The following is a 16175-nucleotide window of genomic DNA, read 5'->3' as shown; positions in this document are numbered from 1 at the left end:
GGAAGTGTCTTCAATACTGATTTGAGTTCTTCTGGGACGCGGCATAACGGCTCTCCTACTATAACCAATAATTAAAGCTTAGTAGGAGAACAAATTTTTAGCCTTTTACTATGGCTGGCACCATTAACTAATTTAATCTAAGCATATGCTAACAAACTTAGGTCATGCATGTAATTAAAATACGTGATTTAATGACCTGCATCAGATTCGTCATCGGTTTATTGCGCAGGCAAAGAAACTTTACAACAAAGCTGTCAATAGGTGCAAATATCAACAATTGCGTGATTGATAACACTTTTCTTTTTAAGAATCCCTTATATACTGGCCTTATCTCGTCAAATTGTGCACGACTCAGCACAATATCGATCTACAGGAGTATGACTATGGAATACAACACCTCAGAACTTTGTGACACTTACATCGATGTCGTCGATGTTGTCGAGCCCATGTTCAGTAACTATGGTGGTTGTAACTCATTCGGTGGCTCAATCAGCACGATTAAATGTTTCGAAGATAACGGCCTTATCGCTGAAGCGCTTCAACAAGATGGTGAAGGTAGGGTTTTACTTGTAGATGGTGGCGGCTCTTTGAGACGCGCGCTGCTCGATTCCTCTATTGCCCAGATCGCGGTAGAGAATAAATGGGAAGGCATCATCATCTACGGCTCGGTGAGAGATGTCGATGCGCTGGAAGATCTCGATATTGGCATTCAGGCACTCGCCTCTATTCCGGTCGGTGCAGATGTCCATTCAGTAGGGGAACTGGAGATCCCGGTAAACTTCGGTGGCGTCACTTTCTTGCCATTGGATCATGTCTATGCCGACAACACAGGTATCATACTCTCGCCAGAGCCTTTAGATATCGATTAAGCAGCTCGAGATAAGACAAAAAAAGGATGATTGCGTGCAATCATCCTTTTTAGTTTAAGCCAGACTGACAGGCCCAGATTTACAATTTAGTGTCCGTTTGCAAATGTTTACTCAGGAATTCATCGAAGGCAAAACTAGCGGCACAGCGAAACACGTCTTGCTGCTTAACAGCAGCCATCATTGCCGCATAACCCCCATAGCTGGCACCTAGAATACAGATACGCTGCTTATCCACCGGGTAGTTCTCCGTTAGCCAACGAGCCCCATCGGCAAGATCATCTTGCATCGCGCCGCCCCACTTCTGCATCGACGCCATTTCGAATTCGAATCCGTATCCCGATGAACCGCGAAAATTGGGCTCGAGTATGATGTAACCACGGCTAGCGAAAAACTGTGAAAACCAATCGAATCCACCGTAGTTACGAGCCATGGGACCACCATGGGGTATGATTAAGGCGGCATTTTTAGGCTCAACATCATCATAAGGTAGAGTGATATACCCCTCTATCTTGAGTCCGTCACGAGCCTGATAAGTGATTTTAGTTTTCTCTGGTAGCGACTTCTGAAACAGAAGTGGATATTCATCGAGAATAAAGTCTAATCGCTGCTCTTTTCGGTCGCCTAAGTAATATGCCCCAGGGTTCTTGGGGTTACTGGTAAAAAGGATGTATTTATTTTCATCATCACTCATGCTGACAATATTGTTATAGGCATCGGGAATCGCATTATTTAAGGCTCGCTGAAAATTAGCGTGATCAGGGGCGAAAAAGTGTTTCGCATCACTGGCTTCACCATGATAAACGCCTATAACATCCTTGCTCTTCTTCGAATATATTAACGATCCTTCGATATCATAATTTTCATCGGCATAAACTAAGGTTTGGGCTAACTGTTTACTCGATACATCGACCATAAAGATGGCGTATCTATCATTGTGTATGGCACGGATATAGAGATGAGATGGATTCAAGCCAAAGCCTAATGGCGTGATATCTGGGGCATCGAAAATCTCATACTCCCAGATATTACGCCACTCATCTGTCTTGAGATCATGGAGACGATAGAAAATTTTAGTCTCATCGCGTCCATAACCCAGTCGCACCCTATGCTGACGATCTGTAAGCCAATGAGAGATATGACTCTTGCTTCTATAAACAAGTTCTCGTTTGAATTTTGAGCTTAAATTAACTTTATATACATCGGGTCTGTTTGCTATCTTAAGATCGAGCGCCATCAGTATATAGTTAGGCTCATCGGGAAGAAGATCGATAATATTATTCTGCAATTGCGGACTCCTCTCTCCCCGTTTAAACCGCAGAACCTTCTCGGCCTTCCCCGTGCCATCGGCTCGGATCTTGAGCAGCCTGGCTTCGGTATACTTCACGCCTCCGCGCTTAACAGGGTAATCGGCGCTCACAAGCAGAAGGTCATTATTAGCCCATTTATACCAAGATATTTTAAACTTCACATTATCTGTCTTTACGATGAAATGATTCTTTCCCGTCTCTATGTTAGTGACACCAATTAATGTTTTACCTTGATAATTAAAGAGGTAAGAGAACTTATTCCCATCGGGAGAGAGCTTAACTTGCTCCGATTGCGGCAATAAACCAAAAGCTTCTGTGGGTAGTAGCTCGGCTTGGGCTACCAAACTCGACAAAAGTAAAAAGAGAGAGAAAATGATTCGGGTCATCCGTGCCTCGATTAGAAATAACAACAATATTAACAGGGTCGCACAGCTTAGTGCCTCTGCATCATAAACTCAACAATCACCGAACCATATTTACACGGGTAACACTTTATATTTCAATCATCTAATCGATTAAGCTATGGATGTTTCTAAACCAGATTTTCGCATATATTTAGCGATAAACGATGAACGTTGAATCTCATCGATGTGATTCTTTGATTGCCTTCGAATCATAGATTAAGTCACAATATATCCATAAGCATCACAATAAGCACTAAACAGACATGCAATATCTTATTCCTTTTACAACACAAATGTGTCGGCAACTCGTTTCAATTCGTGACGGTGAAACCAAACTTGCCCAAACGGTTCACTGTTGCGATAGCGCGAATCCTTTCACCGACACACTCAATGACGCTAAAGCCAGTGGCGTACGTTTCGTCATCCTGGGCATAGGCGAAGACATAGGTCCACGCGCCAACTTAGGCCGCGGCGGCGCAACCGATGCCTTCGAATCGGCCATGGCTCAATTTCTCAACTTACAATCTAATCGCTTCTTCAGTGGCAACGAGTGCCTGATCCTGGGCCAGATACAGACAGACGACCTACAACTCGCCGCTGGTGCCGCTGCGGATTCACTGAGAAAAAATGTTGAGTTGCTTGATGAGCGTGTAATTTCGGTAGCCAGCCAGATAATAGCGGCGGGCCTAGAGCCTATCGTTATCGGCGGCGGCCATAACAATGCTTATGGCTTATTGATGGCGGTTAAAAACACTCATAACAAAAAAGTCGCGGCGGTAAACTTAGATCCCCATTCCGATTTTCGCCCACGTGAAGGTCGTCATAGCGGCAATGGTTTTAGCTATGCGGCGGCCAGTGGCGCATTGGGTTACTACCATGTACTGGGTATGCATGAACTCAAGAACAGTGAAGCAACCCTAGAGCAGCTCAGCACCTTCGGTGGCCACTGGCACACCTTGCAGTCTATCTGGGTACGCCGAGAAATCACCCTGGAGTCGGCATTAGATGAGATAGTCACGCGCCTCAACGACAGCCAGCTACCAGTCGCGCTTGAGCTGGATCTCGATGCCATCATCAATATGCCCAGCAGTGCCTCGACGGCTGCGGGAATACCACTGCTGGACGCCCTACATTATGTCAGCACCATAGCCAGGAATACTCCCTGTACCTATCTGCACTTAGCGGAGGCTGCACCCAGCTGTCATGTCGCCGGCATAGCGGCCGGTTATCGCGAAACAGGCCAGAGTATCAGCGAGCTCATTTATGCCTACATCCAAGGCAGGCGAGAATCACAACAGATAGGGTAGAGCCACCTAGGTTTAGCCTATATTTCTCTCACCCTATTCACCATTGAGGCATAGTATGCTGTAATGCGCAGTCAAATTTACGAAAGCCTGCGCCAACGCGCATTTTCAACAATTTCGAGTCCGGATAACTAGCATCGATCACAATGTGCTTGATGAGACATTCTGCGACATGAATGAATGGCTTACACTCGCTTATAACAATTGCACCAACAGGAACAAGCAGATGTCACAGGGCACAGACAAAAGTACCCATTTCGGTTATAAAACGGTTGAGGCGGATCAGAAGGCCGACATGGTCGCTGGCGTATTTCATTCTGTTGCAGCCAAATATGACATCATGAATGATGTCATGTCTTTCGGTATCCACCGCATGTGGAAACGTTTTACCATCGAAAGCTCAGGCGCTCGACCAGGCATGAAGGTGTTAGATCTTGCCGGTGGTACTGGCGACTTAACCGCAAAGTTCTCTCACCTCGTCGGCGAAAGAGGCCAGGTAACACTTGCCGATATCAACGATTCCATGCTCAAGGTCGGTCGTGAGAAGCTCAGAGACAAGGGCATTGTTGGCAATGTTAACTATGTTCAGGCTAACGCCGAAGCCCTGCCATTCCCCGATAATCATTTCGATATCATCACCATCGCCTTTGGCTTGAGGAATGTCACCGATAAAGATGCGGCTATCCGCTCCATGCTGCGCGTGCTTAAGCCAGGTGGGAAGCTATTAATTCTTGAATTCTCCAAGCCAAAGCATGACTTGATGCGCAAGATTTATGATCTTTACAGCTTCAAAATAATGCCAAAAATGGGCGCACTCATTACCCAAGATGCCGACAGTTATGAATATCTGGCTGAATCGATTCGCATGCACCCAGATCAAGAAACCTTAAAAGGTATGATGGTCGAGGCTGGTTTTGAGCAGGTTGACTACACCAACATGACAGATGGCATAGTTGCTCTCCATAAAGGCTACAAGTTTTAACTCTCGCATTTGAGCCATTATACTCAACAACAATAGTCCGAATACGAGCCTGAATTCAGTCATTGGATAATTTATGAAACGTGAAATGGCATTGCTACTCAGCGCCGGGCTTGAGACGGCTTTCAAGCAAGTCCTCGCTCAGTCTCCCGAGGAGTATGCCAAATTGCGTACTCTACATGGCAAGGTCCTTTGTATTCAATTGAGCCAGCTCAGCTGGCCAATCTATCTAGTTTTTGCCGGTGAAATTCAGGTGTTAAGCAAATATGAAGGTGAAATCACCACTAAGGTCAATGCCGATATAACCACCCTATATCAATTAACCGAAGGGGCTAACCTCACCGAGCTGATAAAGCAAGACAAGCTCAGTATCGAAGGCGATCTCAGCTTGCTGCAGACCTTCAGTCATTATATGCATCAGGTGGAGTTCGATTTCGCCGAGCCTATATCCCGCTATATTGGCGATGCTCCGACTCACTTTTTAACGAGAGGGGTTAAGCAAATCAAATCCGATCTCACTAACGTCTTACACAAGAGTCGCTCCCATATAGGTCAATTAACCACCGAAGAATATAAGTTAGCCCCCCATAAAATCGAATTTATTCATTTCGGTGATAGAATCGATGATCTGGTGGCAGATGTTGACGCCATAGAAAAACGAATCAAACACCTACAAGGCCACTCTCCTAAATAAGGCGAACGTTAAGACATGACGCTAAAAAGTATCAGACGAGCTTATCAAGTTATCAAGATATCCCTTCACCATGGGCTCGATGAGTTAATTCCTGCTAAAATGACTCCCTGGTACTTCAGATTCCTTCGTTGCGGTCTATTCTGGATTAGAAACCAGCACAAGGACAAGATAGGCGGTGAGCGTCTAAAGCTTGCCATGCAAGAGCTGGGGCCCGTTTATATCAAGTTTGGCCAGATGCTTTCTACCAGACGAGACCTACTCAGTGACGAATGGGCCGAAGAACTTGCCATGTTGCAAGACAGAGTGCCCCCCTTCGACTCAGCCATCGCCAGAGAGATGATCGAAACCGAGCTAGGCAAACCAATCGACACCTATTTCGAAGATTTCGATGACATTCCATTGGCATCGGCTTCTATTTCACAAGTCCACACGGCGACGCTAAAATCCAACGGCAAGGCTGTGGTACTCAAGGTGCTGCGGCCAAATGTAGAAGCCCAGGTCCAAGCCGATCTTCTACTCATGTCTCAGACCGCTAACTTTCTTGAGGCATTACTGGGTCAGGGTAACCGTTTGCGCCCAGCCGAAGTGATCGAAGACTATCGTACGACCATAGAGGGAGAGCTGAATCTCAAGTTAGAAGCCCTCAATGCCATCAGACTCAGAAACAACTTCCTCGACTCAGGGTCGCTTTACGTTCCCTATATGTATGAAGATCTCTGTTTCAGACGTCTAATCGTGATGGAGCGGGTCTACGGCATCCCGGTCTCAGATATGGCGGCATTGAAAGCCCAAGGCACTAACCTGAAAAGATTGGCCGAGCGCGGTGTAGAACTATTTTTCACTCAGGTATTTCGAGATAACTTCTTCCACGCCGATATGCACCCGGGCAACATATTTGTCAGCCGAGAGCATCCGGATGATCCTTACTATATCGGACTAGATTGCGGCATCATGGGCACCTTGACCGATGAGGATAAACGCTATCTGGCAGAAAACTTCCTCGCCTTCTTCAATCGCGACTACCGCAGAATTGCCCAACTCTATATCGAGTCTGGTTGGGTCTCCGCCGATACCGATATCGGCGCGTTCGAGCAGGCCGTCAAGGTCGTGTGTGAGCCCATGTTCAACAAGCCATTGGATGAAATTTCTTTTGGTCATGTCTTACTTGAGCTATTTCGCACCGCGAGACGCTTCGATATAGTGGTTCAGCCTCAGCTGGTGCTACTGGAAAAGACACTGCTCTATATCGAAGGATTAGGGCGTCAGCTCTATCCTCAGCTGGATCTTTGGCAAACTGCCAAACCTTTCCTAGAAGATTGGATGTCGGAACAAGTCGGCCCCAAGGCGATGGCAAAGAAGATCAAGCAAGAGATGCCATACTGGGCGGATAAACTCCCCGAGCTCCCAGAGCTGGTGTACGACAACCTCAAGGTGGGCAAGAATTTTGTCAAATCACAGAACAAGATGCTGGATCGCTACCTTAAACAGCAACAAAAGGCTCATAAGAGTAACTATCTTTTACTCACATCCGCAGTTTTAGTGATCTGTGGCACTCTTTTGTTTAATCAAGACGCTACACTATGGGCCTCTTATACCTGTTTCACCATGGGCGCCCTATTATGGTTGCTCGGTTGGCGATCTAGGCCAAAGAATCACAAATTTTAGCTAGCACTAATTAACGATAAGTTCATAATAGAACTATACACATTTTTACGAGGTAAACGTCATGGGTAACATGGGTATTTGGCAACTTCTGATCATAGCTGTGATCGTAATTTTATTATTTGGTACCAAGAAGTTACGTTCACTTGGTGGCGACTTAGGCGGCGCGATCAAAGGATTTAAGAACGCCATGTCTAGCGAAGACGACAAGAAATCGTTAGAAGAGAATGGCTCAGACTTAACCAAAACTTCTGCAGCGGCTCCTGAAAAGAAGCCGGAGTCTAAGGATAAAGAACAGGCGTAATTCCTTATGTTCGACGGTATAGGCTTTATGGAGCTATTGTTGATCGGTATTTTAGGGCTTGTCGTACTCGGCCCTGAAAGATTACCGTTAGCAATCCGCTCAATTACAGGTTGGATCCGCGCCATGAAAAGTATGGCGAATTCGGTGAAAGATGAACTCGAGCAGGAGCTTAAAATTGAGCAACTGCATTCAGATCTGAAAAAGGCTGAAAGTCAGGGTTTAAAGAATCTTTCTCCCGAGTTACAGGAATCAATCGATCAATTAAAAGACGCAGCTCAATCAGTTAATCGTCCCTATAAGGTAGAAGATACACCTTCGGCTAACGCCGATGTGGCCGCAGATCCTACACCTTCGACGACAAATACCACTGAGACTAACTCAACTAGCTCAACTGAAAAACCTAACGGGTAGTCCATGTCTCAACAGCAGCCTCTTATCACTCATCTACTCGAGCTACGCACCCGCCTGCTTCACGCAACTGGCAGCGTGCTCGTGATTTTTGCTTGTCTGGCCTATTGGTCCAATGATATTTACCACTATATGGCAACGCCTCTGATGCAGGCTCTGCCTGAATCCAGTAGCATGATTGCAACCGATGTAGCGGCGCCATTCTTCGCGCCCTTCAAGCTAACTCTGGTGTTATCTTTCTTTATCGCCATCCCTTATGTCTTATATCAAATCTGGTCGTTTATTGCACCCGGCCTATATAAGCATGAGAAGCGTTTGATGATGCCTCTGCTCGCCAGTAGCACGCTGCTGTTTTATCTGGGCATAGCCTTCTCTTATTATGTTGTTTTTCCTGTGGTATTTGGTTTTTTTGCCAGCGCTGCACCAGAAGGCGTTCAGGTGGCAACGGACATCAGCAGCTATCTGAACTTCGTGCTTAAGCTCTTCTTTGCCTTCGGTTTGGCCTTCGAGATCCCCATCGCTGTGGTCTTACTCTGCTGGGCAGGTGTCACCACGCCGGATGAGCTCAAGTCCAAGCGGCCTTATATTGTTGTCGGCGCCTTCGTTTTAGGCATGCTACTGACGCCACCAGACATCATTTCTCAGACTATGTTGGCAGTGCCTATGCTGATATTATTCGAAGGGGGATTGATTGCTGCGCGTTTCTACAGTAAAAAGGATGAAGAAGACGACGACGAGCAAGAAAAACAGGATTAACCTGGCCAGAAAACTAAATAAGCAAAAGCCGATTAGTTAAACATGGCGCGCTCAAATATCATAAGGGAAAATATTAATGCGCATAAGTTGGATCACCGCAGCAGCGATACTCGTATCGACACAAGCAACAGCAGGCCTTGAACAAGACCTGCTGTCCTGTAGTGCCGAGGCGGATAAGTTAGAACGCTTGATCTGTTATGACCAGATAGCGGCAAGCGTAAACAGCGCGCCAAACGCCACCAGTAGCATATCGACGAGTACTGCAACAGTCACAACAGCTGTTACTGCGACGAGTGTGGCCGCAGCGTCCCAGGCCCAATCTGTAACGGCTATCCCTAGCACGCTTGCCACCAAAATCGAAGCTGAGTTTGGCAATCAAAATCTTAAGCAAACCAAAGAGGAAGCCAAACAAGAAATCACTAAGATCTATATGGAGATAACCTCAATCTCTAAAGATGTTTATGGCGCCCTTAAGATCAGCTTTAGCAATGGCCAGGTCTGGAAACAGAGTGAAAGCCGCCACTATAAGGTTAAAGAGGGACAAACTGTGTTTATTGAAAAAGCGGCACTCGGCTCTTTCATCTTAGGCACTGATGATCGCAACTCTACCATCAGAATTAAACGCCTCAAGTAATGTCTAAATATATAGATATCGCTGTCAACCTCATTGGCAGCGCCCTCGAAAAAAATATTGATGAGGTTATTCAAGATGCGGCGGCCCAAGGGGTATCGCCGCTTATTGTTATTGGTAGCGATCTCGATAAGAGCGACCAAGCGATAAGGTGTTGCCAGCAATACCCTCAACACCTCTTCTGCACCGCAGGTGTACACCCACATAATGCCAGCGAATGGCAGGCCGACAGCAGTGAGCGGCTCCAGCGACTCGCCGCACAGCCTCAGGTCGTTGCCATCGGCGAATGTGGCCTAGACTACAATCGCGACTTTTCCCCCAGACCCATGCAAAGAAAAGCCTTCGAAGCACAGCTCGCACTGGCGGCTGAACTGCAAATGCCGGTACTCATGCATGAGCGCGATGCCCATGAAGACTTCTTGGCTATTTTAACAGACTATCGCTCCTCCCTGCCCGGAGCCTTACTACACTGCTTCACCGGCAACAGACAAAGTATGCAAGCCTATTTGGAGTTAGATCTTCACCTGGGGATCACTGGCTGGGTGTGCGATGAACGCCGAGGTCAGGAACTTGCCGAATTAGTCACAGACATCCCGGGCAATCGAATACTCATCGAGACCGACAGCCCATATTTACTTCCCCGCAGCATGCGACCTAAGCCTAAGTCGAGTAAGAATAAGCCGCAATACCTGCCCTATATCTCTGCATATATCGCCGATCTCAGAGGCCAAGATCACCAAGAATTTGCCCAGCGAGTCTATGAAAATAGTGTCGACTTCTTTGGTCTCAATCAACGACAAAATTTCAGCCTAGAGAGATGTGAACCCCATGAAGCATCTTAGCGTTATTCTCTTCTGCTTCACTCTCATCTTCAGTGCTCAGTCTCGCGCTGAGACCATACTCGCCGTAGGAGATGATGATGGAGTCCTGCAACTGGCACATTGGCTGTACTACACTCAGGCAAAAAATGCTGACGACATAGACTCAGTGAGAGATCTAGACTCCAGATCTTGGCGGCGTTTAACCCCGGCCTATCACAATCGTATCGGCATAGATGCATTCTGGGTTAAGTTCAGTTTTTATAACGACAACAAGATACCGATAAAGCGTATCCTGTCATTGGCCAACCCCCATATCGATCTCGCTTCCCTCTATCATGTGGTGAACGGCGAAGTGATCGATCGGGCGCTCATGGGAAACAGCCTGCCATTTGCACAAAGACCCATCATAAGTAACCATTTTATCTATCCCTTTAATCTTGAACCGAATGTTACACATACTTTTTATTTCAGAATAGAGACCGAAGGCAGTGCATATCTCCCCCTGAGCCTATCGTCACCTAAATCATTTGCCAAACATGTCGAATTTAGCTCACTCACCAAGGGCTTTCAGCTAGGGGCGCTCACCGCAATCGGACTATTTAGCCTGTTTATTGCCATCAGTTCCCATTCGTTTAGCTATCGTTATTATACGGGTTACGTATTGTCAGTGACCCTGTTGGTGGCGACGCTGGAGGGGTTTGCATTTCGTTTCATCTGGCCACAATGGCCCTTGTTACAAAAGTACATGATCCCATTCCTTATCCCTACCACGATATTTTTTGCCCTGCTGTTTACCGAGAAAGTATTACAGCTTAAATACCATAACCTGCGTATGCTCAGGATCTGCCGCTATGGCGCCAGTTTTGCTGTCATGCTGGCGTTAGTGACTCCCTGGTTAAATTACTCATTAGGCCTGTACATCAATATCATCAGCGTGCTTATCGTGAGTGCCGTCTTGATGGGCATGGCCATCATACAGGCACTCAAGGGCCATAAACTCGCTAAGCTGTACACCTTAGCCTGGAGCGGCATGTTAGTTGGCTCTTTTGTGACCTGTGCCATGTATCTAGGGTTAATCGAGCTACCGGTCTCCCATTTAACCCCTTTAATGCTGGGCCTATTATTCGAAATCATCCTCATGGCTGCCGTGCTGGCCATCAGATATAATGATGAGCGCAAATCAAAGCTAAAGATTGAGCAAGAAGCCACTATCCAGGCGCAACGTATCCGTGAGGCCCGCGAAGATGCCCTGAGAGTCGAAGCCCAGAGTAATGAGAAACTAGAGCAGAAAGTGCAGGAGAGAACTCTCGAACTGGAGGTTGCCCTACGCGAACTCAATGAGGCCAACCAAAAACTTACCGAGAAGGCCACCATAGACAGCCTAACCGGCGTAAAGAATCGAGCGGCATTCGATAAACGCCTACTCGCAGAGGGACGCCTAAGCCGAAGACAACAAACACCTATGGCACTATTGATGTTAGATATCGATCGCTTCAAGTCCATCAATGATAATCACGGCCATCTTGCCGGGGATCAGACCCTAAGGTTAATCGCAAAGACATTGAAAGAACAATTAAAACGTCCAGGCGATTTGTTATCACGTTTTGGCGGAGAAGAATTTGCTATCATACTGCCCAACACAGATGAGGAGGGGGCCATGCAGGTCGCTGAGCTGATCCGACAAACGATTTCTGAACTGCCCATCCGTTGGAAAGAACGCTCAATACCACTGACGATAAGTATCGGTGTCAGCGCCGAAATCGTCGACGGGGAGCAAGATCCAACTAAGCTACTCGAGCAAGCCGATAAGGCCCTCTATCGCGCTAAGAACGAGGGAAGAAACCGAGTCATGGTTTATACCGAATCTCTTTAAGTCATATAATCAACAACACTCAGAAAACCCCATTAGTGGCTATTCCACACAGAAGATTATCTGAGTATTAGTTAGGAGTCGAAAGTGAATATAATTACCAGTGCTTTTCCTCAGCGCAGAATGCGCCGCATGCGTAAACACGATTTCAGCCGCCGCTTGATGGCCGAAAATACCCTCTCGGTAAATGATTTAATCTACCCCATGTTTGTGATCGAAGGCAATAATCGCACCGAAACCATCGCCTCTATGCCAGGTATCGAGCGCTACTCCATAGATCTCTTGCTTAAAGAGGCAGCAGAGCTAGTCGAGTTGGGCATTCCCTTGATTGCCCTCTTTCCGGTAACGCCCTCGGAGAAGAAGACACTGCTAGCGGAAGAAGCTTACAGTGCAGATGCCTTGGCCCAGCGCGCCGTACGTGCGCTAAAAGAAGCCTTCCCCGATCTTGGTGTGATGACAGATGTAGCACTGGATCCATTTACCACCCATGGCCAAGACGGCATCATAGATGAAGACGGTTATATTGTTAACGACATCACCACAGAGATCTTAGTCAAGCAAGCCCTGTCCCATGCCGAAGCCGGAGCCGATATTGTGGCGCCATCGGACATGATGGATGGCCGCATCGGGGCCATACGTCAGGCATTGGAAGCGGCGGGTCACGTTAACACGCAGATCATGGCTTACTCGGCTAAATACTCTTCTAACTACTATGGCCCTTTCCGCGACGCTGTCGGCTCTGCCAGTAACCTCAAGGGAGGCAACAAGCATAGTTACCAGATGGATCCTGCCAACAGTGATGAGGCGCTGCATGAAGTCGCGCTGGATATTCAGGAAGGTGCCGACATGGTCATGGTCAAACCAGGCATGCCTTACCTAGACATAGTCACCCGGGTAAAACGTGAGTTGGCCGTACCAACGTTCGCCTACCAAGTCAGTGGTGAATATGCCATGCACATGGCGGCCATCGAGAATGGTTGGCTAGCCGAGAAAGCCATAGTGATGGAGTCACTACTTTGCTTCAAACGTGCTGGCGCCAACGGCGTACTGACCTACTTTGCTAAGCGCGCGGCTCAGTGGTTAAAAGAAGATAAAATCAAGTAATTTCGTCTTGATGTTATTCAATTTTAGCCGCATTTATTGCGGCTTTTTATTTATCGGCTATGACCTTCTGGAATTGGTATTACCCTCTCGGCTGCCACTACTTCCAGCTTAGCCGGAACCAATGGTCGTCTTGATGAAAATTGTGATCGACACAACTAAATTCAACATTGCAACGTGATCGAACCAAGCTTTAGCTAACCTAGCGCTTCTCCTCACTAGAGCTAAATGCTTAAATATGTTTGTCGCTCAACCCAAGCAGCACTAGTCATTCCCCCCGAGCCTAAGGTATTATCATGAACCATAACGTCAAGGCATTACTTGCCACTACAGCCCTCTTTTTTAGCTGCCAAACTCTTGCAAACAGTGGCTGTGCATTCGAAGATAAGCAAGATGGCTTTATCGCCACATGCAGCGAGGAGAAACAAGAAGTGATATTAACCGGATTAGTAGAAGCACAAACCTTAGTCAGCGAACTCGACGAGTTTACTGAAGACTATAAAGAATACCAGGTAGATACTGCGGCGATAGCTCCACTCAAGTCGCTCGATGAGACCACTGAAATCATTGTAATTATTGGCACCTGGTGCCCAGATTGTCATCGTGAGACACCGCGTTTCATCCGCATCATGGAAGAGCTGAATAACCCGAATATTAAGGTGACTTATATCGGCATAGATCGCACTAAAACCGACCCTGAAGGTTTAGCCGCCCAATATGAGTTTAGCCGAATCCCTACTTTCATCGTGATGCAAAAGGGCGAAGAGATTGGCCGAATAGTAGAGCGTCCTGAAGTGTCATTAGAAATTGATTTAGCAAAAATTCTAAACTAATCAAATTTAGAATCAAAAAAAGGCACTCGATGAGTGCCTTTTCTGTAGCGGTTATTTCAATTAACTCAGTTTAGAAAGCTTGAGTGAAAGACACCCAGTAAGAACGACCAATAATGTCATAAGTACCGCGATCATACTCACCGGAGATATCAAATCTTGGGTCTTCATCAGTTAAGTTATTAACACCCGCCGAAACACTGTTGTTCCAAGGCATATTATAGGTGTAGCTCAACGTATGGTAGACCACAGAATCAATCTGGTAACTGCTACCATCTTCATTCTCATCAGTAGTAGACTGGTGATCGATATAATCCGCTTGATAGAACAAGCTATGATCGCCCACTAGGTAGTTAGCGGTAAAGTTTACCCGATCATCCGGGTAATCTTCGGTACCACTCCAGTTACGTGAAATAGTCTGTACGCCACCTTCAGGGCTTGAATCTGTGTACTTAATATAGTGAGACCAGGCAAGGCCTAGCTTAAAGTCACCCATTTCAGTTTCAAATGTAGACGCAAATTTAGTATCAACACCTTGGCGCTCACTCAGACCAATATTCTGTAGCACGTTATCCATCGCGGTTAATTTGCCCGCACCATTCTGGCTAATTGATGTGCCTGGATAGATTACACTGACATCGGGACGAGGTTGCCCTGCAGCGTCGGTCATTTGCCAAAGTTCAGCTTGAGTTTGCGTGATTTCACTATTATTCAGTGAACCAATTAGCCCTTCAGTCTCCAGTGACCAGTAATCCACTGACATGTTGAAATTATCGGTAATATCCCAAACTATACCTAGGTTATAGCTTTCAGACTCTTCTGGGCCTAAGTTTTCATTACGACCGATAGAAACGGGTATATTATCTTTAATATCACAGCCATCTATGCCCAAGCCATCTTGATAGCACTTAAGATAGTTAGTCACATTGCTATAGCCAACACTGGTAGATTGATTCAGATCTTCCAAGGTGGGTGCTCTGAAGCCTGTGCCCCATGATGCACGAATTAACAAGGGCTCCAGCACGTTATAACGCACCGAAACCTGTGGGTTAAACGTGCCGCCAAAGTCAGAGTATTCATCATAACGAGCCGCAATATTTAGCTCTAGGTTATCCAGAACAGGGAAAGCCATCTCCATAAATACCGCTTTCACATCACGCTCACCACTACCACCGGCTCCACCACTACCACCATCAATCAAGCCAGCTTCATCAAGAGCATCAACTTGTGAGTCGAGTTTCTCTTCACGGTAAGATGCACCTACATACAAGCCTGTTGAGCCTCCAGCGAGTTCGAACAATTCGAAGCTAAGACCACCATCAATCTCTAATGCGCTACTGGTTAGGCGTGCATCTGAGTTTGCCGTCGCACCCGCTGGAGTTTCTGAATTAGGATCGCGTGGGTCCCAACCTTCAAATGAATTAGTATCCTCATTCCAAGCGCCTACAAGATCGGTAGTTGCACCAATCAATTGATAACCCGTTCCCCACTTAAATACGTCATACTTGTTATATGAAACAGATGTATTCCAATCGAAGCTATCTGTGATGCCATCGAGAGCAAGGAGGAAGTCATAGATATTATCGGTGGTTTCACGAACGCGGTTACCAGCGGTATCGAAACGATACTTCATAGAGCCACCTTCTGGGACAGCGCGTAGATCTAGCCCTTCTGCGGTAGTATATGCTGGCATAGCATCAGTGAATTTAATTTTACCGGGAATGGGTGCTGAGATATCAGTGGTCTTATTCGATGCCCAGTAGGCGCGTGCAGTTAATTCAATATCATCACTGAGGTTATATGTGTAATTTATTAGGGTAGATGTACGCTCTTGGTCGACATCAAGATAGGCTGCTTTGGTATAATCATAGGCGCAAGATGTCTCACCAGCATACTTACTGTCACCCAGTGGACCAATGAAATTGTCACCATAAACATCGGCACAATCCAAACCTGCGTTAGTGAATGGCGTCTGATATTCCCAGCCGCCATTGGGGCCCATATCTAGTGTACGGCCCGTCTGGCTCAAACCAATCCAACTTCTATAATCACTTGGATCTTGTCCATCTTTCACATGTGCAGCAGTATAAGGACGATCAGCTTGTAGTATGGCTGGAGTAATACAATAAGTGCAACAGATTAAGGTTGAAAAGTGAGAGAGCTGAAGGCAGAATTTTAGTTCTCACACACAAATTCAGAGTCTGTCATGAACAAACAGTACCATCAGCTCACTCA

15 protein-coding genes are annotated in these 16175 nt (G+C 46.6%); 13 read left to right on the top strand and 2 right to left on the bottom strand.

What is annotated here, in order from left to right:
• Positions 1-383 precede the first annotated feature (383 nt).
• Positions 384-869, top strand: a complete 486-nt coding sequence (gene rraA, locus HRU42_RS18080; protein WP_295033120.1) for a ribonuclease E activity regulator RraA — start codon at positions 384-386, stop codon at positions 867-869.
• A 79-nt stretch (positions 870-948) separates the two neighbouring features.
• Here rraA and HRU42_RS18075 read toward each other — a convergent pair whose 3' ends face one another.
• The gene (locus HRU42_RS18075; protein WP_295033119.1) at positions 949-2562 is read right to left on the bottom strand and encodes a prolyl oligopeptidase family serine peptidase; all 1614 of its coding nucleotides are present in this window, start codon (positions 2560-2562) and stop codon (positions 949-951) included.
• Positions 2563-2843: 281 nt separating this feature from the next.
• On the opposite strand from HRU42_RS18075, the gene HRU42_RS18070 reads away from it, so the two are divergent.
• From HRU42_RS18070 to HRU42_RS18015, 12 genes are all read left to right on the top strand, one after another.
• The gene (locus HRU42_RS18070) at positions 2844-3887 is read left to right on the top strand and encodes a formimidoylglutamase (protein ID WP_295033117.1); all 1044 of its coding nucleotides are present in this window, start codon (positions 2844-2846) and stop codon (positions 3885-3887) included.
• A 223-nt stretch (positions 3888-4110) separates the two neighbouring features.
• On the top strand, positions 4111-4866 hold the full coding sequence (ubiE, locus tag HRU42_RS18065) for a bifunctional demethylmenaquinone methyltransferase/2-methoxy-6-polyprenyl-1,4-benzoquinol methylase UbiE (RefSeq protein WP_295033116.1): 756 nt from the start codon (positions 4111-4113) through the stop codon (positions 4864-4866).
• Between the two features lie 73 nt (positions 4867-4939).
• Positions 4940-5557: an SCP2 sterol-binding domain-containing protein gene (locus HRU42_RS18060; RefSeq protein ID WP_295033114.1), complete on the top strand. Its 618-nt coding sequence runs from the start codon at positions 4940-4942 to the stop codon at positions 5555-5557.
• Positions 5558-5572: 15 nt separating this feature from the next.
• A complete protein-coding gene (gene ubiB, locus HRU42_RS18055) occupies positions 5573-7222 on the top strand; it encodes a ubiquinone biosynthesis regulatory protein kinase UbiB (RefSeq protein ID WP_295033112.1) in 1650 nt (549 codons plus the stop codon).
• 61 nt (positions 7223-7283) lie between these two features.
• Complete coding sequence (gene tatA / locus HRU42_RS18050; protein WP_295033110.1) at positions 7284-7523, top strand: twin-arginine translocase TatA/TatE family subunit; 240 nt, start codon at positions 7284-7286, stop codon at positions 7521-7523.
• A 6-nt stretch (positions 7524-7529) separates the two neighbouring features.
• Positions 7530-7934: a Sec-independent protein translocase protein TatB gene (gene tatB / locus HRU42_RS18045; protein ID WP_295033108.1), complete on the top strand. Its 405-nt coding sequence runs from the start codon at positions 7530-7532 to the stop codon at positions 7932-7934.
• 3 nt (positions 7935-7937) lie between these two features.
• Positions 7938-8687 (top strand): twin-arginine translocase subunit TatC, encoded by a 750-nt coding sequence (gene tatC, locus HRU42_RS18040; protein WP_295033106.1) that lies wholly within the window; start codon positions 7938-7940, stop codon positions 8685-8687.
• Between the two features lie 76 nt (positions 8688-8763).
• The gene (locus HRU42_RS18035) at positions 8764-9321 is read left to right on the top strand and encodes a hypothetical protein (protein ID WP_295033105.1); all 558 of its coding nucleotides are present in this window, start codon (positions 8764-8766) and stop codon (positions 9319-9321) included.
• Positions 9321-10160, top strand: a complete 840-nt coding sequence (locus tag HRU42_RS18030) for a TatD family hydrolase (RefSeq protein WP_295033103.1) — start codon at positions 9321-9323, stop codon at positions 10158-10160. The genes HRU42_RS18035 and HRU42_RS18030 overlap by 1 nt, the downstream gene beginning before the upstream one ends.
• A complete protein-coding gene (locus tag HRU42_RS18025) occupies positions 10147-12012 on the top strand; it encodes a diguanylate cyclase (RefSeq protein WP_295033101.1) in 1866 nt (621 codons plus the stop codon). The genes HRU42_RS18030 and HRU42_RS18025 overlap by 14 nt, the downstream gene beginning before the upstream one ends.
• An 84-nt stretch (positions 12013-12096) precedes the next feature.
• Positions 12097-13113 (top strand): porphobilinogen synthase, encoded by a 1017-nt coding sequence (gene hemB, locus HRU42_RS18020; RefSeq protein ID WP_295033099.1) that lies wholly within the window; start codon positions 12097-12099, stop codon positions 13111-13113.
• 293 nt (positions 13114-13406) lie between these two features.
• On the top strand, positions 13407-13943 hold the full coding sequence (locus HRU42_RS18015; protein ID WP_295033097.1) for a thioredoxin family protein: 537 nt from the start codon (positions 13407-13409) through the stop codon (positions 13941-13943).
• Between the two features lie 70 nt (positions 13944-14013).
• On the opposite strand, the gene HRU42_RS18010 is transcribed toward HRU42_RS18015, so the two are convergent.
• Complete coding sequence (locus tag HRU42_RS18010; RefSeq protein ID WP_295033095.1) at positions 14014-16014, bottom strand: TonB-dependent receptor; 2001 nt, start codon at positions 16012-16014, stop codon at positions 14014-14016.
• Positions 16015-16175: the final 161 nt, after the last annotated feature.

This window comes from Shewanella sp. (genome assembly GCF_013214165.1).
GTDB lineage: Bacteria > Pseudomonadota > Gammaproteobacteria > Enterobacterales > Shewanellaceae > Shewanella.
This window is presented reverse-complemented; position numbering and strand designations above follow the sequence as displayed.